Origin of the sequence: Photorhabdus aegyptia, from assembly GCF_000612035.1 — a bacterium.
GTDB lineage: Bacteria > Pseudomonadota > Gammaproteobacteria > Enterobacterales > Enterobacteriaceae > Photorhabdus > Photorhabdus akhurstii.
This window is the reverse complement of the sequence record NZ_JFGV01000028.1, coordinates 28,806-53,173: the sequence shown is the minus strand read 5'-3', so window position 1 is coordinate 53,173 and position 24,368 is coordinate 28,806. Positions and strand designations below refer to the sequence as shown.

The following is a 24,368-nucleotide window of genomic DNA, read 5'->3' as shown; positions in this document are numbered from 1 at the left end:
CTACCTGTTATTTTTAATCAATGAATCGTGGTATCAACAGTGACAGCATGAAAAATGGAAAACATAGCGAAAAGTTATTTTACAATTGCCATAAAATATGATTGATATAAAGCTTATGCTTCTAGTGGGAATTTATTGTTATTACATTAACGGATAAAGTAAATAATTTATTTATGTGAGAAGTAGAAAGGAGGTAATAGGTAGTTAGCATCATTATAGAAGCTCATTATTTTGGTAGGAAAATTAGACGTTTGTTACTTATTGGTGTTTAACTTTAATATGAGGTTTCATATGTCGACACTTACAGCAGATATCGTTTCAGGAATAACGGTTTTAGAAGAATGCCCAGTTGTTATCACTGTGACTTATTCAGGTGATGATGTTCATAAAGTAACGGAAACGACTGATATAGTGTACAGTCTACCAAAAAATACTAGTTTTTATTGTAACCACGGTATTTCAAGGGATACCGAGAAAAATACCTGTGTTGCGAAATTTGTTGTGACTGCTCATTCCGGTGCTAGTGATTTCACCATAATGTTTTCAATGGATAAGGCTACGGACCCCAATGCTAAATTGGAGATTGTGTTTCATCCTATTGATAAAAATGGTTTTTCATATGCCGCGTTTGAACCGATAATTATTGGCGATTCGTGGATAAAAGACCTCTCTCCGGCAGAAGATGATGAACAACCCTCTAAATTCTTCAATGGCAGCCTCTTTGTTAATATATATGCTCAGAGTAAAACAAATGATCCGTTACCCTATTTTCAGATTCCTCTGGTAACGGATAAGCCGGTACGTATTTTTGAGGATGATAGAGAGCAACTTACGACAGAAATATTGCCTTTTATTAGTGAAAATGGTAATTATCAATATTATATTAATACCAATAGTAGAGGTTCTGTTGCTTTAAGAGTTTTCCCTAAAAAATTTAAGGGTAACTATTCAGTACGTATGTTCACAAAACTGCCATATTTGTTAAGAAATGCTTCATCAAATATTCTATTTATTACAGAAGATATTGTTCCAAATCTTCCTGCACCAAATATTGAAGAATTGATTGGTGATAAATTAACACCACAGATAGGAAATAGTAATACAGGTTTTCATGTGATTATCCCATCTTATGCAGGTGCTAATCTACAAGATCAAATTTTCTTAGTGATTAGAGAAGATAGTGAAGAAACTCAAAGTCAATCTGCTGTGATTTCTAATATGAATCAGTTTGATATGCCATTTATCTTAGTTCCATATTCTAATATTCCAAATATTGGCGATAATGAATTGTATTATTATGTTGTTGATGCAATTGGAAACGTTAGTATGTCAACAGCCCTCTATTTTTATTTAACAAAGTCAGTACCGAATCAACCACCAGAGATTAGGCGTACATTAGCGGCACCTAGAATTTTCACTCATAAAGATCAGACCGAACTTAAACAGCGAGGTAAGATCAATCTTGTAAAAATTTTAGGGGGAGGGCTGGATGCGCGTATTGCTGTGGGTAAAAAAAATGGAATAGATGTGGATAGTATTATCAAGGTATGTATCTACGTTAGTGGTGTTGTCAATCATAGTCCATCTTCAAAAATTTATTCTCTTGAACCTCATACGGTAACTGCCGACGAAGTGACGGCAGGAGAGGCTATTATTCTGCTTGGTCAGGCACCTTTTACCGGTGTGGACTCGTATGATGATGGACCAGGATTAGTTTATGTCACTTATAGTGTAAATATAAAGAATTCCAAGATTTGGTTTGGACGCATTGATACGGTTCCCCCCGGACAATAGATTTAATTGATTGAGCTTTTACCTGTTTATGGAAAATGCGTAAGCGTTTTCCATTTCCACGGACATGTTTCTTATTTGTGAGCTGGAGATTTCTTTATTACATAGCTATAATATTTAATTGAGTATTTTCATTTTATTTTTAACTAATGAATCACGGAACTAATGGTGACAGTATAAATAATGGCAAACATGGCGAAAAATGATTTAACAATTACCGTAATCTTAACTCCATAGATATTGTGATTATATGGGGTATACTTGGATATAAAGCTTATGCTTCGAGCAGGAATTTATTGTTATTACATTGACAATTAAAGTAAATAATTTATTTATGTGAGAAGTAAAAAGGAGGTAATAGGTAGTAAGTATCGTTGTGTAAACGTATTATTGGTGTTAACTTTAATATGAGGTTTAATATGTCGACATTGACAGCAGATATCGTTTCAGGAATAGCGGTTTTAGAAGAATGCCCAGTTGTTATCACTGTGACTTATTCAGGTGATGATGTTCATAAAGTAACGGAAACGACTGATATAGTGTACAGTCTACCAAAAAATACCAGCTTTGATTGTAATCACAGTATTTCAAGGGATACCAAGAAAAATATTTGCACTGCAAAATTTGTTGTTACGGCTCATTATAGTGCTAGTGATTTCACCATAACATTTTCAATGGATAAGGCTACGGACCCTGATGCTAAATTGGAGATTGCGTTTCATCCTATTGATGAAAATGGTTTTTCATACGCAGGGTTTACCCCTATAATTATTGGCGATTCATGGGTAAAAGATTTCTCTCCGGCGGCAGATAATGAGCGACCTTCATCATACAATGGCAGCCTGCTCATTAATATCTATGCGTTGAATAAGACAAATGATCCACTTCCCTATTTTCAAATTCCTCTGGTAACGGATAAGCCAGTACGTATTTTTGGGGATGATGGAGAACAACTTACGACAGAAATATCGCCTTTTATTAGTGAAAAAGATAATTATCAATATTATATTAATACAGATAGTAATGGTTTTGTTGCCTTAAGAGTTTTCCCTAAGAAATCTGAGGGGAGTTACTCGGTGAGCATGTTCACAAAACTGCCATCTTTTTCGAAAAACGCTTCATCAAGCATTTTGATGATTACCGAAGATATTGCTCCAACGCTTCCAGCGCCAGATATTGAAGGATTGGATGGTGATAAATTAACACCACCGCCAGGAAATAGCAGTACAGGTTTTAATGTGACTATCCCATTTTATACAGATGCGGAACCACTGGATCAAATTTTCTTAATAATTAGAGAAGGTGATAAAGAAACAAAAATCCGGTCTGCGGTAATCACTGAGTTGTGCCAGTTGGATAATTCGCTTATTTTAGTTCCGTATGCCAATATTCCAAATGCTGGCGATAATGAATTATATTATTATGTAACTGACAAAACGGGGAAAACAACTATGTCATCTGCCCACTATTTTAATTTGACAGAGGCAATCCCGAATGTGCCACCTGAGATTGAGCGTACATTATCTGTACCCAGAATTTTTACTCACCGATGTCATTTAGAACTTGAACAACAAGGAAAAATCAATTATCTAATTATTCAAGGGGGAGGATTGGATGTGTATATTGCTGTGGGTAAAAATTATGGAATAGAGGTAAATAGAGTTATCAAGATACATGTTTACGTTAACGGTACTGTAAATGGGCATCCATCTTCAAAAATTTATTCTCTTGATCCTCATACGGTAACTACCGATGAAGAGGCGGCTGGGGAGGTTATTATTCCTCTTGGTCAGGCGCCTTTTACTGATGTAGATTCATATCGTGATGGTACGTCAGGCTCGGTTTATATCACTTACAGTGTCGGCATAAAGAACTCTAAGATTTGGTTTGGACTTATTGATACGGTTCCCCCCGGGCAATAGATTTAACTGATTGAGCTTTTACCTGTTTATGGAAAATGCGTAAGCGTTTTCCATTTTCCCGGACTTGTTTCTTATTTGTAAACTGGCTATTTCTTTGTTGCATAACTGTAATATCTTCTTAAACGTTATTATTTTATTTTCAATTAATAAATCATGGAGTTAATGGTGACAATATGAATAACGGCATATCAAGTGTGATTATCACAGAAAACGCGGCGATAAGTGATTTAACCGATTACCCTAATCTTAACCCTCAAAATATTGTGACTATATATGGTCTGCCTGGGCATAAATTTTATGCAACGACATCTATTGGTGCTTCTATTGTAGACGATAACATTAATGTGGATCAGATCATATTGACGTTAGATGAGACTGGAAAAGGACATTTTTATGTTCGTTCTCCGTTTGAACATAAAAATATTGAAAATAGCGAAGAATTTTCGGCTTTTGTGGTGATTGCCCCACAAAAGGATATCAATAAAGTAATATCCTTTCCGCTTATTTTTGGTAATTATCGTCAGTCTGATGAAGCTATAGTATTTACCGCCTATAATTATACTACAGGCGCTCCAGCAGATGGGGAGACGCCTTGCTCGATATATCTTTTTATTGATCGTGAACATAATGATGATATTAATCAAATCCGTATAAGAGTGAATAATAATGCCATCATCGATGGTTATAATAAAGACTGGGCAGATATTCCATTAAAGGAGGATGGTAGTGCGACAGTGAATGTGATTAGCAACACAGTAGGTAAAGTTAATGTTTGGCTAACAGCGCCTGATTCAGATTCAGGCGATAAAGTCAATTTTGTTTTATCGTTCAGACCGACTCCAATGGGAGGTGAAATATGATTACCAATAACGACAATATACTTATTTCTTTATCGTCGCCAGAATTGCCGCAAGCAGATCACGATGGCCTGATTGATGTTTCTGTTCAACAGAACCAAGATTTAATTATCAAAGTACCTTATCATGAGTGGCTAAGAATCGGGAATATGATCGTGGTAAATGTTGGGGGAATCCTTTCTCGGCCCTATTATATTCAGAATATTAATCTTGATTTTTTTACTGTAACTATTCCGTTCTCTGAAATACCGGATGGTTGCTATAATGTGACTTATACATCAGCCGATGATTTCGAGAATGAAAATTTCTCTAAACCGGCTGTTATTAAAATTATTAATTCCCCATCGATAAAATTATTACCATCAATTTATCCAGATTCAACATCTGGCGTGATTCACTATTCATCTCTTAAACAACATCATGGGTTAAATGTGCATATTAGTTATCCGCAGATGCAGAAAGGCGATAGCGTCATATTCCACTGGCAAGGGCATAATTTTGACTATGAGCCGATTGCGAGGGCGGCCTGGGATACACAACCAATAACAGTCAGTGATGAGGATGTTAAGCAGGGTTATGTTTCTTTAGTGGTGCCGGCGGAAAATGTGCTTTGTTTGGGGCAAGAGGGGGTGGGAACAGGGTATTATGAGGTTGGTAATACTATTTCTGCTCCAGGTTCAGTGATCTTGTCATTAATGGATATGTCATCTGCCATGATATCAATTAGTGAAGGTGCGCCGATGGTATCTAATGAATATCCCAGAATAAACCCGAAAAATTTAGCTGTGGTTTATGGGCCGCCAGGAAAGAGATTATCGGCCAGTGTTGAATCAGGAAGTATTGTTGAAGGAGGTGGTGCAAAATATCAGTTTGCTCCTAATAGTTTCGGGCTGGCTTATTTTCATTTGCAATCTGAGGTAGCGGGTAGTTTTCGTTGTACTGTTTCGGCGGAGGATGGTTCTATAACACCGGGTGTAGGTCAGGCAGTATTTAGTGAGTGGAGAGATGGAGGGAATATTATCAAGGCTTATGCATTTACCTCTGAGGTACCTGCTGATGGCGTGAGTGTTTGTAGTGGTTATGTTATTGTGGACCGTACTGCCTATTCCGGCAAAAGATTACTTGTTCGTACTGATGGCTCCGCGATAATTTCAGGCTATGGTGATAATGAAAGAGAGTTGCAGGTTGCAATTAGTCAGGATGGTTGTACAACTTTCCATATAACTAATACCAAAGCGGAAAAAAATAATGTAATAATAAGTTTACCCGATAGTGATAAGTCGATTCAATTTTCTATTAATTTTAAACACTTTCCTTCTATTTAGCGTAAGGAATATTGTTAATTAGCATAATGTTATCAAATTGAAATTATTTTGTTTTTTAACTTCAAATCGATGATGACATATATAAATATACATGATAGTGATAAATTAGGAGAAAGAAATGAATGACGAACAAGCACCAAAAGAGGCTAAAACATTAAATTGGCTATCAAGTGAAAAAACGGAGACTGCGGATAAACCGATAGATATCGGTGTAAACGTAATGCAAGATGGTTATTTATTGCATGGGGTGAATGTAAGTTTCACTTTAGATAATAAATCTATGGTATTTAAAGAGAATAATGATCGTAAAATTATAAAAAACACAGGAGTAATGGGTAAGGTATCAGTTGAAATAGTTTCTACTGATTTAACTCCGTGTCAAGGGAATGTATATGCTTACTTGGAAAATGATACTCAAATAGCAGCCCCTCCTCTCCAGGTCGAGTTTACTGTTGCTCCCCAAGTGGTGGCAGCGCTTAATCTTGACTTAGAAAAAAATAATGCATGGACTAATAGTGCCGATGAGAATAAGGTAGTTGTAACTGTGTATGATCGGTTGGGTAAGGGAATTGAAAACCAAAAAATAACCTTTTATGCAGATAGTGGGGCAACAGTAGTTCCGTCGTCGGGTATGACAGATAAAGAGGGTAAAATAACGGCGTCAATACAATCTAATAGTGCTGGTGAAGTGATGCTAATGGCACAAGCGGGAGCTATTGAAAAGGCTATAGCTATGTGTTTCACGTATAATCCATATCAGTTAAAGATTGGAAAATCTCCGGCTATTCTGTCTTCATTTTCAAGCGGTATTATAGCTGGATATTTATATAAGAATGGCGTAGGTGAACCTAATGTAACTATATCAGTATCTATGGGATTTTATCTGTCATTGAGTGATCAAGACAAACATATGACTACCGATAAAGATGGCTATTTCAGCTTTAGAGTTTCTTCTTCTTATACTCGAGGGTATTCGCCTCATAATCATGTACCTCCCATGAATGAATCCGCACCGGTGTATATAAGTTGTATTGATGGGCGGGTATATTCTCAAACGTGGATAGAATTAACCCCAGGGCTATATTAGGCGTTGGATATTTGGGGATGCTGATTGATGGTTACGCATTGAAAAATTAGACAAATCCCCTGTTTTTAGCCGTTATCATGCAGTGTGAAAATAAGATGATTTTTATTATCCCGGTAGGAATCATTGATTAAAAATATATAACCTGGATGGAATTTCACAACTATCATTGTTATATATCAATATTTAGTTAAAAACCTGAACTTTTCTTTAAGTGAAGTTCAGGCTACTAACTCATTATTTCTTCATGTTATTTCTTACAATGATTAGGGTGTTGTTATTAAATCTCCTTTAGTTGTGATCGCGCCCGCAATGACCTTTTGTGAAATAGGGCTATACTATAAATAAGCTTTATAGTTATATCGAGTCAATTAACGTTAACTTTTGAATTATAGGTTCTTAGTGTTCACGGAGAAGTGTGTATTCACGGAGAGTGTGTATTCACGAAGAGTGTTGGAGGTAATATATGAAACGTCAAAGTGCTTTCATAGTCGGTAATGTATTAATGGGTGTCGGTATGTTCACCATAGTGAGTAGCCTGGCTTATACATTACTGCCTCACATCTTCGGTTTTGGCTGGCCTGAGTTTTTATCTGAAGCCGCGCTATTGGGTGTTTTTATTGGCGCGCTTGTTTGGTTGGCTGGTGCCGGTGTGGGAGGCCGGGAAGGTGTGGCAGATCGTTATTGGTGGTTAAGAAACTATGATGAGCGTTATCGTCGTGGTGATCATCGGTATCCATAACAAGAATAGAGTTAGTATAGTTTGTGCTAATGGAAAAGTATTACTATTCCAGATAAGCAAAAAACCCGTTGAATCTCTTGTACAACGGGTTTTTTCTTAAATAGCAATATTATGAGTACAACTTATTTATTAGTGCTCAAACATTGCAGAAATTGATTCTTCATTGCTGATACGCCGGATCGCTTCAGCTAACATACCGGACAAAGTGAGAGTACGAACTTTATTGAGTGCCTTGATCTCAGCAGATAATGGGATGGTGTCACAGACAACCACTTCATCAATCACCGAGTTTTTAATGTTGTCCACCGCATTGCCGGAGAAAATCGGGTGAGTGGCATAGGCAAATACCCGTTTTGCTCCGCGTTCTTTCAATGCTTCCGCCGCTTTGCATAAGGTGCCGCCGGTATCGATCATGTCATCGACCAGCACGCAATCGCGGCCAGCGACATCACCGATAATATGCATCACTTGAGAAACGTTAGCGCGTGGCCGGCGTTTATCGATGATAGCCATATCGGTATCATTCAGCAGCTTAGCGATAGCACGAGCGCGGACAACCCCGCCAATATCCGGGGAAACAACGATCGGGTTTTCCAACTCTTTCTGTAACATATCTTCCAGCAGAATTGGGCTGCCAAATACGTTATCAACCGGAACATCGAAAAACCCTTGGATCTGCTCAGCATGCAGGTCAACGGTCAGTACGCGGTCTACACCAACGCTGGAGAGGAAATCCGCAACAACTTTGGCGGTAATTGGCACACGGGCTGAACGGACTCGACGGTCCTGACGAGCATAACCGAAATAAGGGATTACTGCGGTAATACGTCCTGCGGAAGCACGACGCAGCGCATCAACCATAACGACTAATTCCATTAAATTGTCGTTAGTCGGTGCACAAGTGGACTGGATGATGAAAATATCACCACCACGCACATTTTCATTAACTTGCACGCTGACTTCACCATCGCTGAAACGGCCGACAGCCGCGTCTCCAAGGTTGGTGTACAGGCGGTTGGCAACACGTTGTGCTAGTTCAGGAATAGCGTTACCAGCAAAAAGCTTCATATCGGGCACGAGAAAGACCTCAGGCTTGCGTCCAGAGAGATATTGTTGACCAATGTAAATAACAAATATTTATTCATTGGTTCAATAACACGGGTATCCCAGAGCGAAAACTGTGCAAAGGTGAATTGTTAACGCCACGCGCAACAAAACCCTGCAACCACTCAGGGGCTTGATTTAACACCTTACGGGCCGATGCTTCTGATTCAAACTCACCGAATACACAGGCACCGGTTCCGGTCAGGCGTGACGGCGCGTATTCTAGCAGCCATGAAAGAAGCTGTTCAACCTTACGAAAACGTTTTCTTACAAGAGATTCACAATCATTTAGGTACGGAGCCTTTAATAATGCGGCCAGAGGGCGAATTGGCGTATCACGTTTTAATTCCGGATCTGTGAAGACGCGCAGAGTTGAGATTTCAATACCGGGATGTGCAACCAGATACCACTTTTCTGCCGGCTCTGCCATGTGCAGAATTTCACCAATACCTTCTGCAAATGCGGCGTGTCCTTTGACAAAGACCGGCACATCAGCGCCAAGGCTCACGCCAAGGGTTGCCAGTGTTTCGTCTGTGAAACCGGTTTGCCAGTGATAATTCAGGGCAATGAGTACGGTAGCGGCATTGGATGAACCTCCGCCTAATCCACCGCCCATTGGCAGACGTTTGTTGATATGGATGTCAGCGCCTTTATGAGCAATCCCGGTATGGTGTTTATCGCTGTAGGATTGCAATAGACGCGCGGCGCGAACGATCAGGTTGTTATCGTGTTCCACCCCCTCTATCGGTGTTAGCAAACGGATTTCATTATCCTGACGAGGGGTAATGGTAATTTCATCACCATAATCAAGAAATTGAAATAGCGTTTGCAACTGGTGATAACCATCAGCGCGACGACCGGTGATATAGAGAAATAGGTTAAGTTTTGCCGGCGAAGGCCAGGTTAATGTCATTATTTTGTTGTCCAGTTATCCATTTTCAATTTGATGCGACGATCCCCTTGAATCAGTTCCAGGCGATTGGGAAGGGCGGGGGTCGTTGAGGTATCGTAGGATTGATAATTAACCTGCCATGTCGCGCCATGTCGCTGGTAATTGACGGTTTTTAATAGATGGTTAGCATCCAGTTTAAAGTTTTTGGCATCACCGGGGAGACCTGTTATCCAATGCCGCAGATTATCTAATGGAATATCCATATTGGTGAGCTGATAAATGATCTCTTCGGGATTATCACTAAAATATTTTTTACCCTGGCTATCAGTTAATTGCGTCATGCCAGGCTGAACGATCAGCTCTAATTCAGTGCTGCCTAGCGGGTTAGTTAGTAATAAACGGTAACGTTCAGGATGATATTGTTGCCAGAAAAAGCGGGCATAAACCTTTTTCTCATTAGACAGATAGGCAAAAGAGCCACGTGTTTGATATTGATTTAATTGCTGTAGCTGTTGGGTACGTGTTCGCCATTGGGGAGAATCTGCCGAACCTGTTCCGCCAGGTTGCGTTAATGTACAGGCGGTCAACAGTACACAAGAGAGCGGCAATAGACGGAATAGGGATAATTTTTGTATCGGTTTTGTCGGCGCTGATTTTATCGACATGGGTTTTATCAGCATTGGTTTTATCGGCATTGATTTCATCGGCAATCTCTGTTTAATAACGTGAAAACTTTTACGTCACTTAATAATGAAGAATGAACTATTAATCCAGTTAAATTTCAAAAAAATGTTCTGAATGATGATATCAGACACTACTGATTGTCTTTTATTGATCTGAGGTATCAAGTAGAATGCACAGTTTATAAGAGTCCTTATTAAGGGTGATGATTTCATCAAATAGAATGTTTTTTACGATGAACTGTCTCTCTGCTGATAACTCAATGAAGTTGATATGACTTTGTTAGCACTTGGTATTAACCATAAAACGGCTCCTGTATCCCTGCGTGAACGGGTCACTTTTTCTCCGGGTACTATTGGGGAAGCGCTTGATAACCTTCTCCAGCATCCCCTGGTGAAAGGGGGAGTTGTGTTGTCAACGTGTAATCGTACGGAACTTTATCTCAGCGTAGAGCAACAAGATAATCTGTATGAGCAGTTAATTGACTGGTTGTGTGGATATCATCAGCTAAATCCCAGAGATCTAAGATCCAGTATTTACTGGCATTGTGATAATGAAGCTGTCAGCCACTTGATGAGAGTGGCGAGTGGGCTGGACTCGTTGGTGCTGGGAGAACCTCAGATTCTTGGGCAAGTGAAGAAAGCATTTGCCGAGTCGCAGCACAGCGACTCTTTATCGAGTGAACTGGAGCGACTGTTTCAGAAATCATTTTCTGTCGCCAAGCGCATCAGAACGGAAACAGAAATTGGTTCGAACGCGGTTTCCGTTGCATTTGCCGCTTGCACTCTGGCGCGACAGATTTTTGAATCACTTTCTGAACTAAATATTTTGCTGGTCGGTGCCGGAGAAACGATTGAACTGGCGGCTCGTCATTTGAAAGAGCATCGCGTGCACCATATGATGATTGCTAACAGGACGAAAGAGAAGGCACAAGTGTTGGCTGATGAAGTTCAGGCGGAAGTGATTACCCTGCCTGAAATTGACACACGTTTAGCAGAAGCGGATATTGTTATCAGTTCGACTGCCAGTCCTTTGCCTATTATTGGTAAAGGGATGGTTGAACGCGCATTAAAGTTACGTCGTAACCAACCAATGTTACTCATTGACATTGCGGTTCCTCGTGATATAGAGCCTGACGTAGAGAGACTGGATAACGTTTATCTTTACAGTGTTGACGATTTACAAGCAATTATTCAGCAGAATCTTGCGCAGCGCAAAGCGGCGGCGGTTCAGGCTGAATGTATTGTTCAGCAGGAAAGCCGTTATTTTATGGACTGGTTGCGTTCGCAGAGCGCAGTAAATTCAATCCGTGAGTATCGTAATCAGGCAGAACGAGTGCGGGCTGAAATGACAGCTAAGGCACTGACTGCTATCAATCAGGGAGCTGACGTAGAACAGGCCGTTAATCAATTGACTCATCAATTGGTGAACCGTCTGATACATGCTCCTACCAAATCACTCCAGCAAGCCGCCAGCAATGGTGATCTGGAGCGCCTTAATTTATTACGTGACAGCCTGGGGCTGGAACATAATTAACCATATCTCGGAATAGGGTCTGAAACCAAGAATGAAGCCTTCTATTGTTGCTAAATTGGAAGCATTGCAAGAACGTCACGAGGAAGTTTTGGCTCATCTCGGTGATGCCGATGTGATTGCTGATCAGGAACGTTTTCGTGCTTTGTCGCGGGAATATGCTCAACTGACTGATGTGACGAGCTGTTTTAGGGCCTGGCGTGCTGTTCAGGATGACCTTAAAGCAGCCGAAATAATGCTTGATGACCCTGAAATGCGGGAAATGGCACAGGAAGAGATCAGGGACGCCAAGGTCCGCAATGAAGAGTTAGAGCAACAACTACAATTATTGCTGTTGCCAAAAGATCCTGATGATGAGCGTAACTGTTTTCTTGAAGTACGTGCGGGAACCGGTGGTGATGAAGCGGCTATTTTCGCCGGGGATCTGTTTCGTATGTATAGCCGTTATGCGGAATCCCATCGTTGGAAAGTCGAGGTTATTAGCGCTAATGATGGCGAGCATGGCGGCTATAAGGAAATTATTGCTAAAGTTTCCGGTGAGCAGGTTTATGGTCACTTAAAATTTGAATCGGGTGGTCATCGTGTTCAGCGTGTGCCGGAAACCGAATCGCAAGGGCGCATTCACACTTCTGCTTGTACCGTTGCGGTTTTGCCGGAGGTTCCGGAAGCGGAGTTGCCCGATATTAGTCCAAATGATTTGCGTATTGATACGTTTCGTTCCTCCGGGGCGGGCGGTCAGCACGTCAATACCACAGATTCCGCTATCCGTATCACTCATATTCCAACCGGTATTGTGGTTGAGTGTCAGGATGAGCGCTCTCAGCATAAAAACAAAGCGAAAGCGATGTCCGTGTTGGCCGCGCGTATTCATGCGGCGGAAGTTCGTAAGCGTCAAGAGGCCGAGGCGTCTGAGCGTCGTAACTTATTAGGTTCCGGTGATCGTTCAGATCGCAACCGCACTTACAATTTTCCCCAAGGGCGAGTGACGGATCACCGTATTAACTTGACGTTATACCGCCTTGATGAAGTGATGGAAGGCAAATTAGATATGCTTGTTCAGCCGATCGTGAATGAATATCAAGCTGATCTCTTATCGGCTTTGTCAGAGCAAGATTGATGGATTATCAATCTTGGCTTAAACAAGCCGCAATACAGTTATCGGCAAGTGACAGCCCTAAACGAGATGCGGAAATTTTGTTGGGGTTTGTCACTCGCCATTCCCGGACTTACCTATTGGCATTCGGGGAAACGCAGCTAGCTTCGGCGCAGTTCAGCCAGCTTGAGGCGTTACTCGCTCGCCGGGTAAAAGGTGAACCGATTGCCTACATCACCGGTGAGCGTGAATTTTGGTCGTTGCCATTAAATGTCTCTCCCGCTACGTTAATCCCGCGTCCTGACACGGAATGTCTGGTAGAAAAGGCGCTTGAACGGCTATTGCCGACTCCTTGCCGCATTCTGGATTTGGGAACCGGAACCGGCGCAATTGCACTGGCAATCGCCAGTGAGCGCCCTGATTGCCAGATTACCGGAGTTGATATCAATCCTGATGCGGTCATGCTGGCGCAGGGCAATGCTGAAAAACTCAAAATACAAAATGTGGATTTTGGGGTAAGCGATTGGTTCTCTTCGTTGAATAATCAACAGTTTGGTATGATTGTCAGTAATCCGCCTTACATAGATGAAACCGATCCACATCTCTCTCAGGGTGATGTTCGGTTCGAGCCGGATAGTGCATTAATTGCGGCGCGACAGGGAATTGCTGATCTGAATACCATTATTGATCTATCTCGCCATTTTTTGTTGCCTGGTGGATGGTTGTTATTGGAACATGGTTGGAGACAGGGAAATGTTGTAAGAAGCCTATTTTCTGAGAGTGGTTATCGGCAGGTGGCTACTTTTCAGGATTATGGCGGTAATGAGCGAATAACACTGGGTCAGTGGAAAAGTGATGAAAGCCATAGCTGATTATGAATTTAATGATGCATCGTTGAGTAGCGGTATCCTGTTAATTTCCAGAACTTTGCGTGCTGATTTTCCTCAGCATTCAGTGGAAATGCAGCTTCAAGTATTGATTGATGAAGCCAGACGTGAAATATCTCCGCAGCTAAATATAGAAGAACGACTGGAAAAATTACTGAGGCTTTTTTATCAAACCTGGAAATTCGGCGGCGCCAGTGGTGTTTATTGCCTGTCAGATACATTATGGCTGGATAAAGTATTGCAAACCCGCCGAGGTTCCTCTGTTGTTTTAGGGGCAATTCTGATTCATATTGCTCAGGCTTTAGAACTGCCGTTTATGCCGGTTATTTTTCCGACGCAGTTGATTTTGCGTGTTGATTATCCAGATAACACGGCAAAGTTTATTAATCCAATCAATGGAGAAGCGCTAAGCGAACGTGTGCTTGATGTATGGCTGAAAGGTAATATTAGCCAGACAGCGGAATTAGCAGCAGATGATTTGCAAGGCGCTGATAACGCTAGCATTATACGTAAAATGCTAGATACGATAAAAGTCGCATTAATGGACGAAGGACAAATGGAATTGGCGCTGAGGACGAGTGAAGCTGTGCTGATGTTTGATCCCGATAACCCCTATGAAATACGTGATAGAGGGCTGATTTATGCGGAACTTGATTGTAATCATATTGCGGTTTCTGATTTAAATTATTTTGTCGAGAATTGCCCGGAAGACCCGGTGGCAGAAATGATCAGAATGCAAATATACGCCATTAAGCAGCAATGCGTTGTTTTACACTAAAATATTGTTTTACACTGATTTATTTCATTAATTTATTGGTCCCTAACGGAAGGTATAAGTATGCAACAGAAAGTGGTTCATATTGGTGATATCAAGGTCGCGAATGATCTACCGTTTGTTCTCTTTGGTGGTATGAATGTCCTTGAGTCACGGGATTTGGCCATGAGTATTTGTGAGCACTATGTCACAGTGACACAAAAATTGGGCATTCCTTATGTTTTCAAAGCCTCCTTTGATAAAGCAAACCGATCATCGATTCACTCTTACCGTGGCCTTGGTCTGGAAGAGGGAATGAAGATTTTTCAGGAGCTGAAACAAACTTTCGGTGTGAAAATCATCACTGACGTGCATGAACCGGCACAGGCGCAGCCAGTGGCGGAAGTGGTTGATGTCATCCAACTGCCTGCATTTTTGGCGCGTCAGACTGACTTGGTTGAAGCGATGGCGCGTACCGGTGCGGTGATCAACGTTAAAAAACCGCAGTTTATCAGCCCGGGTCAGATGGGGAATATTGTGGAAAAATTCAAAGAAGGCGGCAACGATCAAGTGATCTTATGTGACCGTGGCAGCAACTTTGGTTATGACAATTTGGTGGTGGATATGCTGGGCTTCAATGTTATGGCTCAGGCGACCGGGGGGCATCCGGTAATTTTTGATGTCACTCATTCACTCCAATGCCGCGATCCATTTGGCGCCGCTTCTGGTGGTCGTCGCGCTCAGGTTGCTGAACTGGCGCGTGCGGGAATGGCGGTCGGTATTGCCGGCTTGTTCCTTGAAGCTCATCCTGATCCTGCGAATGCGATGTGCGATGGTCCATCAGCATTGCCGTTGGCAAAACTAGAGCCATTCTTGAACCAGATGAAAACCATTGATGATGTGGTGAAAAGCTTCCCTCAACTGGATACCAGTAAATAAAGTGTCTTTTTGATGCCATGACATCAAATGATGACGAGATTTGGTGATGAATAGATTCGGCGCTGGTTTACAGCGCCATTAATTATGGGGAAAAAAGTATTGGAAAAAGAGTTAGCAAGTTTTTGTCTGGCAATTTCAGCTATCCATTTTGCCATTGAAATTTAATTCTGCCATTGCTCGTGGCAATGTCGCATGGAAGCTAAGGTGATTTTCAACCAATAGGATCTTAGCTCTGGCCAGTGTTTTTAAAGGCTGGAATGGAATATCACAAACAGCAATATATTTATCTTTACCCACTTCATCGATAAAGCGTTGGAAAGCGTGCATCCCACCGGCATCCAGCACGGGAACGGCGTCCCATTGCATAATGATCGTCTGATAACTGGCGCTTTCTTCCTTTAATTCTGTGAAGATACGTTCAGCAGCGGCAAAGAATAGCGGGCCATTGATACGGACAACCAGCAGACCTTTATCGACATTTGTTTGCGGCAATTGACTGATGCGAGTCATATTGGCTATTCGGCGCATAAACAGCAGTGAAGCTAATACGATACCGATCGTAATGGCAATAATCATATCAAACAGAACTGTGAGCGACATGCAAAGTACCAGCACAATAATGTCATCCTTTGGCGCACGGCGCATGAGGTCGATAACTTTATGTATTTCGCTCATATTCCAGGCGACCATGAGCAACAGGGCAGACATAGCGGCCAGAGGAAGATAGGAGAGCATGGGAGCCAATGCCAGTAAAGTTAATAACACGAGCAGAGAGTGAACAATGGCTGAAACCGGCGATGTCGCGCCAGCTCTGATGTTGGCGGCTGAACGGGCGATTGCGGCGGTAGCCGTAATACCGCCGAAGAATGGCACGACAATATTTCCGAAGCCTTGACCAATCAATTCACTGTTTGAGTGATGCTTTTTACCGGTCATACCATCCAAAACCACGGCGCAAAGCAGTGATTCAATGGCACCTAACATCGCCATTGAGAAGGCGGCGGGTAATAGGGCTGAAATTGTTGCCCAATTTATATCAACTTGATGGAACCCCGTATCAGGTAAATGCCACGGTAAAACAAATTGCGGCAGGATGGGGGGGATGCCTTGCCCCTGAGTACCGTCATTCAAAATATAACTAAACTCAGAACCAATAGTAGCAACATGTTGATCGAATAAGTTCATGATCCCCATCACAGCGGTTCCTGCAATGAGGGCGGGAAGATGCCCGGGTAATTTCAGCCCAAGCTTAGGCCAATAAATCAGAATGGCGAGTGTCGTTAAGCCAATCAGCGTATCACTCAAATACAGTGTTGGCAGCGCTTGAAACAAAGCCGCAACCTTATTGATATAATTCTCTGGCATATGTTCCAATTGCAGGCCGAAAAAATCTTTTACTTGCATGGTTGCGATAGTAATCGCGATTCCAGAAGTAAAACCGAGTGTGACGGGGAGGGGAATATACTCGATCAATTTACCAAAGCGGGCTAATCCCATCACCAGCAAAATAATGCCTGACATTAATGTTGCAATGAGCAAACCGCTCAGGCCAAATTGTTGAGAGACTGGATAGAGAATGACAACGAAAGCGGCGGTAGGGCCGGAAACACTATAGCGTGAGCCGCCGGTTATCGCGATTACCATCCCGGCGATAGCGGCGGTGTAAAGTCCATATTGTGGTGGGACGCCACTTCCGATTGCTAGCGCCATAGCGAGTGGGATGGCGATAATACCGACAGTAATACCGGCAATAATATCTTTAGTTAAACGAGCAAAAGAGTAGGGTTCTTTCCAACAAGCATCAATTACAGCACTAAACGGCCGTATGCCGTTCATTCTACGAGTTTTCATCTGTGCATAAACCAAAAATATAGAGGGAAAAAGCAATAGGGTTGTTACAACCAAACTGCAAACCGAATTGTAAAAATAGTGCTTTTAGTTCAACGCGATAGCGCTATTAGATCAAACTTAATGTTAATAGCTTAACGCCAGGAAAGTGAAAAGTAAAAGGGAGAATAGTGTTCTTATCACCATAAAATAGGCTGAAACCGATTCTATTAAGTATCTATTCTTATTAGTGAATATTATTGAATTAACTTCATAAAGAATTTAATTAATATTTTCAAACTTAAATCTATATATTTATTCTATTAAATATAATGTTTTATCTTTATAATAAAATAACAGAATCAATTACAATTTTTAATTGTTATTGTCAGAAAGTTAAATAATTAATTATGCATTCACCACATGTATTGATTATGACTAGATTAAATTAGCTGTATTAGATATTTTTACGCATGATGGTTTTTATTTAATTTTTGGATGTAATTTAACCAATGCATTGATATCGCTGAAATATTAGATTAATAATTTGACAGATATAAGAACTCATCCTACTATTTAGGATGACTCATAGAATTAGATGGATTAAATGAGTTGAAAATAGGTAAGCTAAAGATATATGCGTTAAAAGTACATGTATTTAGAAATATATAAGTTAAAAATGTTTTCTTGTTTAGATAATATTTATTCTGGATGCTTTATTTAAAGTAGGGTTTACTGTTGGAAAATAACTTTTAGATAAGGTAGGAATGTTTGAATGCATAAATATAACAGCAAGATACTTATTATTGGTTCATCAAGTGAAATTGGGAATGCAATTTGCCGACATGCGGTTGCCAGCGGCTATGAGGTATTAGGTACTTCACGTAAACCGTGTAATGAAGAAATTTATTTAGATGTTATGTCGGATAACAGTGTTAGAGAAGCCATTGGCATTGCAGTTGACAAGATGAAATGTATTGACGCGGTTATCTATACGCCGGCAATGTCATTGGATGGTTTATTGCATGCTCAGGATATTGAGGGTTGGCATGATGTTTTTAATGTCAACTTGTTTGGCGCAGCAAGAGTAGCAAAATATTTGCTGCCCCATTTTATGAAGAATCGTAATGGCGTGATGCAATTTATTTCTTCTACAGCGAGTTTACGTGGAGAGACAGGCGCCAACGCTTATTCTTGTTCGAAAGCAGCCATGAATGCATTGGTAAAAAACATCTCTAATGACTACGGCCGTTTTAATGTTAGGGCTTACACTGTAATGCCGGGATATGTTGATGGTGGTATGTTGCGGCATATTTCTCCAGAAAAGAAAATGGAATTCGCCAGAAGCACAGCATTAAAACGAATGGCAGATGTTGATGAAATTGCCAGTTTTTGTGTGGGAACATTGAGTACATCAACCTATATCACAGGAACATCTCTTTGCATTGATGGGGGATTAAGTGGTTAATAACAATATCATAAATCGTGATCTACAATCATGTTTTCATCAATTAGCTAGAATATCGGGCTGGATTTATGATAAATGTATTTCTTCACCTAGCCCAATGTTGCCAATCGCTTTAATGAGAAAAGGTTATTGGTTATTATTCCAATTTTGGTTACGCTATTTGGAATAGGAGCCGAAACTGAATTATCAGATATCTCTGTTTTTATATCGTTTATGAATTATTTTCCTGGGTAAATGAGAACCTACCCCAGCAGGCATAATTGTTGCAGGCCGTTAGTTGGAGTGCGTCTTTTGATGTATGTATGGGGAAAGCGATTCAGGAGAAATTTATATACTTGATATAAATAGATCTTTAAACCATTAGATTTGAATAAACATCATTGGGGATGTGATATGGATAATATTGACATGGTTAATGAAGAATTAGCGAGTATTTTGGTGAATGTTGCTGAGTTAGACTCCGATTTTAAAATAACATCGAATAAAGTGTTGAAAAGTGATCTCGGCATTGACTCATTGAAGTTAATTGATGTCATTTTGTCAGTTGAGCGAACCTTTGGCAAAGAGATTTCTGAAGATGCGCTTGCCCGTATTCAAACTGTAGGTGAGTTATGGGAGGAAATAAAAAATAACCTGCAATAATCGGGTTGACTTAATCAATAATCAAAAACTCTCTATTTTTCAAATAATAAGTTGAGGGAAAATGTTGACTTTTAACGTGGAAAATTTAGCTATTTATCCGAATATATTTCGGAATGAGAGAGAGGGGGAATTTTCTCTTCCCGCTGATATTTCTGAATTTGTAAGCAATAAAGGTGATCGTTTTCGTGACGACTTTAGCCGCGTTTGTACCTACTTGGCGAATCAGTTTATTGCAGAAGATAGACATGCAGAAAATGAATCGGTGATTGTGGGGACAGAATACGGCAACCTTGAAGCGATGCTTCGTTTTCAACGGCAGGTCATGAACAATGATAAAACGGTATCGGCTCAACAATTCCCTTATGCTACCACCAGTTCAGCTTCAACCTTTATTAACATTGACAAGAAGGTGACGGGAGGAAACTGTACATTAAATGCAGGCAGTAAAACCCCGGTAATGGTATTCATGCAAGCATTGCTTAATTTGCATAATAGAGCAGCAGGCGCCAGCTACCTCTTTTGCGGCAATGTTTATTGCACAGAAGCACTTGATGATATACGAAAGAAAATCGGCAATCAGAAGTCAATATCTTCTGGTGTGATGTGTGCAACACTATTGAGTGGAAAACAATTTACGGCAGATTTTTTCTTCGGGTTAACAGTGGGAGAGATAAAAAAACAGTGTGATGCTTTGTCACCGGATACCAAGATATTTATATACAATACGTTGGATCAGAATGACGCATTAATTCATGTTGTTGAAGATAATAATGCAATTGAATATCAAGAATATAACAGCGCTTTTCTGTTTCATGAGTTTATGGGGGCGATTAAGCTCAGTCAAAAAGGAGATGCTGTTGTATTTATTGTAATCGATAACATGAATGTTTCAGGCGTAAGGGTTATACACAATGATGATTAATCGTATTAACCATGTTTTTTCACCTCAAGATGAAATATTCAAATATCATTTTCCCGGTAATCCTGTTGTTCCAGGGATCTTGCCCGTCGCCGCTTTTTGTAAAGAGATGGCTGATGCATCTGCCGATTTTATCAGTTTAAGAAATCTATTTTTTCATCAATTTATACGTCCTGATGAAAATATCCAATATCGCCAAGAGGAAAATAAAATTTCTGCAATGGTATCGGAACAACGCTGTTTTTCTTTTCTCCTGAATTATTCTGGCAAAGATGCAAAAGGTGAAAGTAAAAAAATTTTTTACTCATCTTCTTTATTATCACCATCATTGCGTGAACCCGAATTTTGGTTTTTGCCGAAAATAGTCTATGTTAATGATGGATTAAACAGAGCGAATTGCAGCCTGGATATGAAATCATTGCGTGGTGAAGCGGCTTATTTGCAAAAATATCATTATTTCCCTTTGATTATTCTGGTCGAGGCAATGGGGAATTTAGCATTAATTTTGCAGCGTCAGCAACAGAGTATTTCAACAGCAGGCGATTATGTTTTTGCCAAATTTGGTGAGTTGGCTTTCGATCCTGATATCGAACATATTAACTCTCCTGTGTTTATTGAGACTAAAGTAACTCGATTTGGCTCAATAATGTGTTGGGATGCCAGGGCATATCGTGAAGGGGAAAAGTTACTTTGGATAACTGACGCAGTATCAATTAAGAAGAAGGAGAACGATGTTGGATAAAATATATGTTACAGGTCTTGGCGTCGTTACTCCAATTGGTATAGACGTCGAAAGTTATTGGAAAAATTTATGTGCCGGCGAGTCAAATTTTACTCGACTGGAACCGATTTATCCTTCTTTGAAGCCAAATTTTATTGCTGGAAGAATTTCGGCTGAGCGGCGTCTGGATATAAAAGCCAGGGCACCGAAATGTACCGGCCCACAGGTCCCTGATTCTTCTTTATATGCTGTCGATGCCGCACTTCAAGCGATAGCGGACGCAGGATTGCAGCCAGGGTGTGCTGAATTGCGCAATGCCTTGGTGTGTGTGGGTAATAATGAGGCTGAGGCGGATATTCTTGATCAATTAGTTGAAGGTGTGCCGGTAAATTGGCGTTCGAATATCTATTCGAGTCACGCCGTTTCCGGTAATGTTGCTCGTGCAATTGGTTCATTCGGGCCTTCCATGACGATACATAATACTTGTGCGTCAGCAAATATTGCGCTTGAAACAGCACTACGCATGATGAATGCCGGCATTGTCTCAACATCCGTCATTGGAGGCGGAGACGCTTTTTCAAAAAAGGTGTGGTCAGGTTTTTACATGCTTAATGCATTAGGTGCGGAACAGTGCCGTCCATTTTCGAAATTAAGACGCTTTATTACGATATCTGAGGGCGCCGCTTTTTTGGTGTTGCAGAATAGAAAACACGTTGGTGAATATCAATCGCCTTATGCTGAATTGATTGCTACTGCCAGCAATAATGACGCATTACATCCGACCAATCCTGATATTAACAGTGTCACTCAATGCCATAGAAAACTATTAGATTCGGCAGGCGTGGAAGCCAAAGATATAGGTGGCATATATGCACACGGTACAGGGACTAAGGCTAATGACGCTGTAGAAGCATCGATATTCTCTGAATATTTCCCAAATTCGGCGGTTTCAGCCATTAAAGGAACGATCGGACATATGATGGCGACAGCGGGAGCAATTGGCGCAGTCAGTGCTTGCTTATCTTTGAGGGACCAAATTATGCCGCCAACAAATATCTTACCGGAGGATTTTGAATATCAATTTAATTTAATCACTCGTCAAATGGAAATGAAGAATAATTTAAAATATATACAAAATAATGCATTTGGTTTTGGTGGTAATAATGCCATTACTCTATTTGGCAAGGTGACTTGATTCTTCATAATGCAAAATGGGCTATTAGTATAAAGCAGCGCATAGTTTAATTTTTATGAAAGAAAAACATACCTTATGGATTTCAAGGTGCATCGCGACGGCAAGGGAGCGAATCCCCGGGAGCATAGATAACGATGTGACCGGGGTGAGTGAGTGCAGCCAACAAAGAGGCAACTTGAAAGATGACGGGTATAACAATTTGGAGGTGAAGAAAATGATTATATTAGGTATCAGCGGCCTTCCCAATTCTCAACATTTTATGCGAGAAAATTACCCAGGCGTAGGTAAATTAGACGAGCGTATTTGCCAGGGAGTCGATAGTGCGGCCTGTGTGATGGTTAATGGAAAAATTGTTGCCGCGGCTGCGGAAGAGCGATTTACCGGAGAAAAAGGAACAGGCCGATTTCCTGCTAATGCCATTAATTACTGTTTAGCGGAAGCGGGTCTTACGCAAGATGATATACAGGTTATTGCCCACGGTTTTAATTATGATAAGTATCGCCGTTTTTTCATGTCGAATCAGAAAATGTTTGAAGAGGCTTTTAGTGGAAAAACTGTGATTAATGCATTGGCCTCCGAAGGGTGGCAGAATATTGAATCACGTTTTCAGGGGGTAGATCACCATCTGGCTCATGCGGCGTCAGCCTTTTATCCCAGCGGCTTCCCGTCTGCGCTATGCGTCATTTCAGACGGTATGGGCGAAATAGAATCCCTAAGTGTTTATCTTGCTAAAGACCAGCAATTCCAGAAATTGTACAGTCAGCCAATTAGCTCTTCATTAGGAATATTTTATTCTATCTGTACTCGGTTCCTTGGTTTTGTATTTAATAGTGATGAATATAAAGTCATGGGACTTGCCGCGTATGGTAATCCTGAGCGATACCGCGATATCTTCAATAAATTGGCTCAATTCGATGCAGAGAGTGGAACGATACAGATAAACTGGTTACCGCAAGCATTTGACAATTCGGAATATGGTTTTCCCGGTGCAATCGCACAACTGAGCGATATGTTTGGTTTGACGACGAGAAATGAAGATGACCCTCTGCTGGATGTTCATCAGGATTTTGCTGCCGGATTACAGGAGAAATTTACACTGTTGTTGAAACAGTTAGTGACCTATTGGCTGCGAAAAACCGGTGAAACATCACTCTGCCTTGCCGGGGGATCGTTCTTAAACTGCAAAGCAAACCAAGCTCTTTGTCAGCTTGATGGTGTAGAAAACGTCTTTGTTCAACCGGCATCGGGTGATGATGGTTCGGCTTTGGGCGCTGCGCTTTTTGTGGCTGGTGGATACCACAATGGCGCAGATCCTTACTTTAGTCCTTATCTCGGTCCTCGTTTCTCCACCGATGAAGTCCGTAATGTATTATTCCGGCATGGCGGCAATGCGGGCATGAAATGGCGTTATTTGGGGCTGAATGATGATTATTTTGCTTCTGCGGCTCAAGATATCGCAGAAGATAAAATCATTGCCTGGTTCCATGATCGAATGGAATTTGGCCCAAGGGCGCTTGGCAACCGTTCAATTTTAGCTTTGCCGGCAGGTGAAAAAATAAAGGATAGAATTAATAGCACCGTGAAATTCCGTGAGGCTTTCCGTCCATTTGCCCCGGCAATTTTGGATGAGGATTGCGACACTATTTTTGAGACACGCAATTTAACGCCAACTCGATATATGCTTTGCACCGCCAAAGTAAAACCAGAAATGATGAAGCCGGTGTCAGGTATTGTCCATGCTGATGGAACGGCGCGTATTCAGCTTGTTGAACGTACTATTAACACAACTTTTTGGCGATTATTGAAAGAGGTGCAAAAAATAACGGGTTATGGCTGTCTGGTGAATACTTCATTTAACGTTAGGGGGCAGCCGCTTATTATGTCACCGGAGGTTGCAGTAGAGACATTTTTGAAAACCTCACTGGATAAGCTTTATATTGAGGGGTTTGTCGTATGGAAAGAATAACCTTGATGGCGTCCTGATTGAGATGT

21 protein-coding genes are annotated in these 24,368 nt (G+C 41.0%); 17 read left to right on the top strand and 4 right to left on the bottom strand.

Going from position 1 to position 24,368, the window contains the following annotated elements:
• Positions 1–291: 291 nt before the first annotated feature.
• The 6 genes from BA1DRAFT_RS10605 (at position 292) to ychH (ending at position 7,721) form a co-directional block, all read left to right on the top strand.
• Entirely contained in the window at positions 292–1,794 is a 1,503-nt protein-coding gene (locus tag BA1DRAFT_RS10605; protein WP_036778693.1) for a hypothetical protein, read from the top strand.
• A gap of 416 nt (positions 1,795–2,210) precedes the next feature.
• A complete protein-coding gene (locus BA1DRAFT_RS10600; RefSeq protein WP_036778690.1) occupies positions 2,211–3,713 on the top strand; it encodes a hypothetical protein in 1,503 nt (500 codons plus the stop codon).
• Between the two features lie 173 nt (positions 3,714–3,886).
• On the top strand, positions 3,887–4,573 hold the full coding sequence (locus BA1DRAFT_RS10595; protein WP_036778687.1) for a hypothetical protein: 687 nt from the start codon (positions 3,887–3,889) through the stop codon (positions 4,571–4,573).
• Positions 4,570–5,895, top strand: a complete 1,326-nt coding sequence (locus BA1DRAFT_RS10590; RefSeq protein WP_036778685.1) for a hypothetical protein — start codon at positions 4,570–4,572, stop codon at positions 5,893–5,895. Before BA1DRAFT_RS10595 ends, BA1DRAFT_RS10590 begins: the two co-directional genes overlap by 4 nt.
• A gap of 118 nt (positions 5,896–6,013) precedes the next feature.
• Positions 6,014–6,982 carry an Ig-like domain-containing protein gene (locus BA1DRAFT_RS10585; RefSeq protein WP_036778682.1) on the top strand — a complete coding sequence of 323 codons (969 nt, stop codon included), beginning with the start codon at positions 6,014–6,016 and terminating at the stop codon, positions 6,980–6,982.
• A gap of 463 nt (positions 6,983–7,445) precedes the next feature.
• Positions 7,446–7,721, top strand: coding sequence for a stress-induced protein YchH (gene ychH / locus BA1DRAFT_RS10580; RefSeq protein ID WP_036778679.1), 276 nt, complete (start codon positions 7,446–7,448; stop codon positions 7,719–7,721).
• 129 nt (positions 7,722–7,850) lie between these two features.
• Here ychH and prs read toward each other — a convergent pair whose 3' ends face one another.
• The 3 genes from prs to lolB form a co-directional block, all read right to left on the bottom strand.
• On the bottom strand, positions 7,851–8,798 hold the full coding sequence (gene prs, locus BA1DRAFT_RS10575) for a ribose-phosphate diphosphokinase (RefSeq protein ID WP_011146321.1): 948 nt from the start codon (positions 8,796–8,798) through the stop codon (positions 7,851–7,853).
• Between the two features lie 64 nt (positions 8,799–8,862).
• The gene (ispE, locus tag BA1DRAFT_RS10570) at positions 8,863–9,738 is read right to left on the bottom strand and encodes a 4-(cytidine 5'-diphospho)-2-C-methyl-D-erythritol kinase (RefSeq protein ID WP_036778677.1); all 876 of its coding nucleotides are present in this window, start codon (positions 9,736–9,738) and stop codon (positions 8,863–8,865) included.
• Positions 9,738–10,382, bottom strand: a complete 645-nt coding sequence (gene lolB, locus BA1DRAFT_RS10565) for a lipoprotein insertase outer membrane protein LolB (protein WP_082303668.1) — start codon at positions 10,380–10,382, stop codon at positions 9,738–9,740. The genes ispE and lolB overlap by 1 nt, the downstream gene beginning before the upstream one ends.
• 289 nt (positions 10,383–10,671) lie before the next feature.
• Between lolB and hemA the strand changes: the two genes are divergently transcribed.
• Genes hemA through kdsA form a run of 5 tightly spaced genes read left to right on the top strand, consistent with a single transcriptional unit; the run spans position 10,672 to position 15,604 of the window.
• The gene (gene hemA / locus BA1DRAFT_RS10560) at positions 10,672–11,934 is read left to right on the top strand and encodes a glutamyl-tRNA reductase (RefSeq protein ID WP_036778674.1); all 1,263 of its coding nucleotides are present in this window, start codon (positions 10,672–10,674) and stop codon (positions 11,932–11,934) included.
• A 31-nt stretch (positions 11,935–11,965) separates the two neighbouring features.
• Positions 11,966–13,048 (top strand): peptide chain release factor 1, encoded by a 1,083-nt coding sequence (prfA, locus tag BA1DRAFT_RS10555; protein ID WP_036778672.1) that lies wholly within the window; start codon positions 11,966–11,968, stop codon positions 13,046–13,048.
• Positions 13,048–13,896 (top strand): peptide chain release factor N(5)-glutamine methyltransferase, encoded by an 849-nt coding sequence (gene prmC, locus BA1DRAFT_RS10550; RefSeq protein WP_036778670.1) that lies wholly within the window; start codon positions 13,048–13,050, stop codon positions 13,894–13,896. Before prfA ends, prmC begins: the two co-directional genes overlap by 1 nt.
• Positions 13,880–14,689, top strand: a complete 810-nt coding sequence (sirB1, locus tag BA1DRAFT_RS10545; RefSeq protein WP_036778668.1) for an invasion regulator SirB1 — start codon at positions 13,880–13,882, stop codon at positions 14,687–14,689. Before prmC ends, sirB1 begins: the two co-directional genes overlap by 17 nt.
• Positions 14,690–14,749: 60 nt before the next feature.
• Positions 14,750–15,604 (top strand): 3-deoxy-8-phosphooctulonate synthase, encoded by an 855-nt coding sequence (gene kdsA / locus BA1DRAFT_RS10540; protein WP_036778666.1) that lies wholly within the window; start codon positions 14,750–14,752, stop codon positions 15,602–15,604.
• A gap of 135 nt (positions 15,605–15,739) precedes the next feature.
• Here kdsA and dauA read toward each other — a convergent pair whose 3' ends face one another.
• Positions 15,740–17,455 (bottom strand): C4-dicarboxylic acid transporter DauA, encoded by a 1,716-nt coding sequence (gene dauA, locus BA1DRAFT_RS10535; protein WP_036778663.1) that lies wholly within the window; start codon positions 17,453–17,455, stop codon positions 15,740–15,742.
• A 751-nt stretch (positions 17,456–18,206) separates the two neighbouring features.
• On the opposite strand from dauA, the gene BA1DRAFT_RS10530 reads away from it, so the two are divergent.
• The 6 genes from BA1DRAFT_RS10530 (at position 18,207) to BA1DRAFT_RS10505 (ending at position 24,342) form a co-directional block, all read left to right on the top strand.
• Complete coding sequence (locus BA1DRAFT_RS10530) at positions 18,207–18,899, top strand: SDR family NAD(P)-dependent oxidoreductase (RefSeq protein ID WP_036778661.1); 693 nt, start codon at positions 18,207–18,209, stop codon at positions 18,897–18,899.
• 393 nt (positions 18,900–19,292) lie between these two features.
• A complete protein-coding gene (locus BA1DRAFT_RS10525) occupies positions 19,293–19,541 on the top strand; it encodes an acyl carrier protein (RefSeq protein WP_046397594.1) in 249 nt (82 codons plus the stop codon).
• 61 nt (positions 19,542–19,602) lie between these two features.
• A complete protein-coding gene (locus tag BA1DRAFT_RS10520; RefSeq protein WP_036778658.1) occupies positions 19,603–20,463 on the top strand; it encodes a hypothetical protein in 861 nt (286 codons plus the stop codon).
• A complete protein-coding gene (locus BA1DRAFT_RS10515) occupies positions 20,453–21,202 on the top strand; it encodes an ApeI family dehydratase (RefSeq protein WP_036778656.1) in 750 nt (249 codons plus the stop codon). The genes BA1DRAFT_RS10520 and BA1DRAFT_RS10515 overlap by 11 nt, the downstream gene beginning before the upstream one ends.
• Complete coding sequence (locus BA1DRAFT_RS10510) at positions 21,192–22,376, top strand: beta-ketoacyl synthase N-terminal-like domain-containing protein (RefSeq protein WP_036778654.1); 1,185 nt, start codon at positions 21,192–21,194, stop codon at positions 22,374–22,376. The genes BA1DRAFT_RS10515 and BA1DRAFT_RS10510 overlap by 11 nt, the downstream gene beginning before the upstream one ends.
• 214 nt (positions 22,377–22,590) lie before the next feature.
• Positions 22,591–24,342 (top strand): carbamoyltransferase family protein, encoded by a 1,752-nt coding sequence (locus BA1DRAFT_RS10505; RefSeq protein ID WP_036778651.1) that lies wholly within the window; start codon positions 22,591–22,593, stop codon positions 24,340–24,342.
• The last annotated feature ends 26 nt before the right edge of the window (positions 24,343–24,368 follow it).

Coding starts and splice junctions, on each gene's coding strand:
- BA1DRAFT_RS10515 (WP_036778656.1), top strand. CDS start 20,453: ATGATGATTAATCGTATTAACCATGTTTTTTCACCTCAAGATGAAATA.
- BA1DRAFT_RS10525 (WP_046397594.1), top strand. CDS start 19,293: ATGGATAATATTGACATGGTTAATGAAGAATTAGCGAGTATTTTGGTG.
- BA1DRAFT_RS10605 (WP_036778693.1), top strand. CDS start 292: ATGTCGACACTTACAGCAGATATCGTTTCAGGAATAACGGTTTTAGAA.
- ychH (WP_036778679.1), top strand. CDS start 7,446: ATGAAACGTCAAAGTGCTTTCATAGTCGGTAATGTATTAATGGGTGTC.
- BA1DRAFT_RS10530 (WP_036778661.1), top strand. CDS start 18,207: ATGCATAAATATAACAGCAAGATACTTATTATTGGTTCATCAAGTGAA.
- prmC (WP_036778670.1), top strand. CDS start 13,048: ATGGATTATCAATCTTGGCTTAAACAAGCCGCAATACAGTTATCGGCA.
- ispE (WP_036778677.1), bottom strand. CDS start 9,738: ATGACATTAACCTGGCCTTCGCCGGCAAAACTTAACCTATTTCTCTAT.
- BA1DRAFT_RS10585 (WP_036778682.1), top strand. CDS start 6,014: ATGAATGACGAACAAGCACCAAAAGAGGCTAAAACATTAAATTGGCTA.
- lolB (WP_082303668.1), bottom strand. CDS start 10,382: ATGTCGATAAAATCAGCGCCGACAAAACCGATACAAAAATTATCCCTA.
- BA1DRAFT_RS10510 (WP_036778654.1), top strand. CDS start 21,192: ATGTTGGATAAAATATATGTTACAGGTCTTGGCGTCGTTACTCCAATT.
- dauA (WP_036778663.1), bottom strand. CDS start 17,455: ATGAAAACTCGTAGAATGAACGGCATACGGCCGTTTAGTGCTGTAATT.
- sirB1 (WP_036778668.1), top strand. CDS start 13,880: ATGAAAGCCATAGCTGATTATGAATTTAATGATGCATCGTTGAGTAGC.
- hemA (WP_036778674.1), top strand. CDS start 10,672: ATGACTTTGTTAGCACTTGGTATTAACCATAAAACGGCTCCTGTATCC.
- BA1DRAFT_RS10520 (WP_036778658.1), top strand. CDS start 19,603: ATGTTGACTTTTAACGTGGAAAATTTAGCTATTTATCCGAATATATTT.
- BA1DRAFT_RS10600 (WP_036778690.1), top strand. CDS start 2,211: ATGTCGACATTGACAGCAGATATCGTTTCAGGAATAGCGGTTTTAGAA.
- BA1DRAFT_RS10595 (WP_036778687.1), top strand. CDS start 3,887: ATGAATAACGGCATATCAAGTGTGATTATCACAGAAAACGCGGCGATA.
- kdsA (WP_036778666.1), top strand. CDS start 14,750: ATGCAACAGAAAGTGGTTCATATTGGTGATATCAAGGTCGCGAATGAT.
- BA1DRAFT_RS10590 (WP_036778685.1), top strand. CDS start 4,570: ATGATTACCAATAACGACAATATACTTATTTCTTTATCGTCGCCAGAA.
- BA1DRAFT_RS10505 (WP_036778651.1), top strand. CDS start 22,591: ATGATTATATTAGGTATCAGCGGCCTTCCCAATTCTCAACATTTTATG.
- prfA (WP_036778672.1), top strand. CDS start 11,966: ATGAAGCCTTCTATTGTTGCTAAATTGGAAGCATTGCAAGAACGTCAC.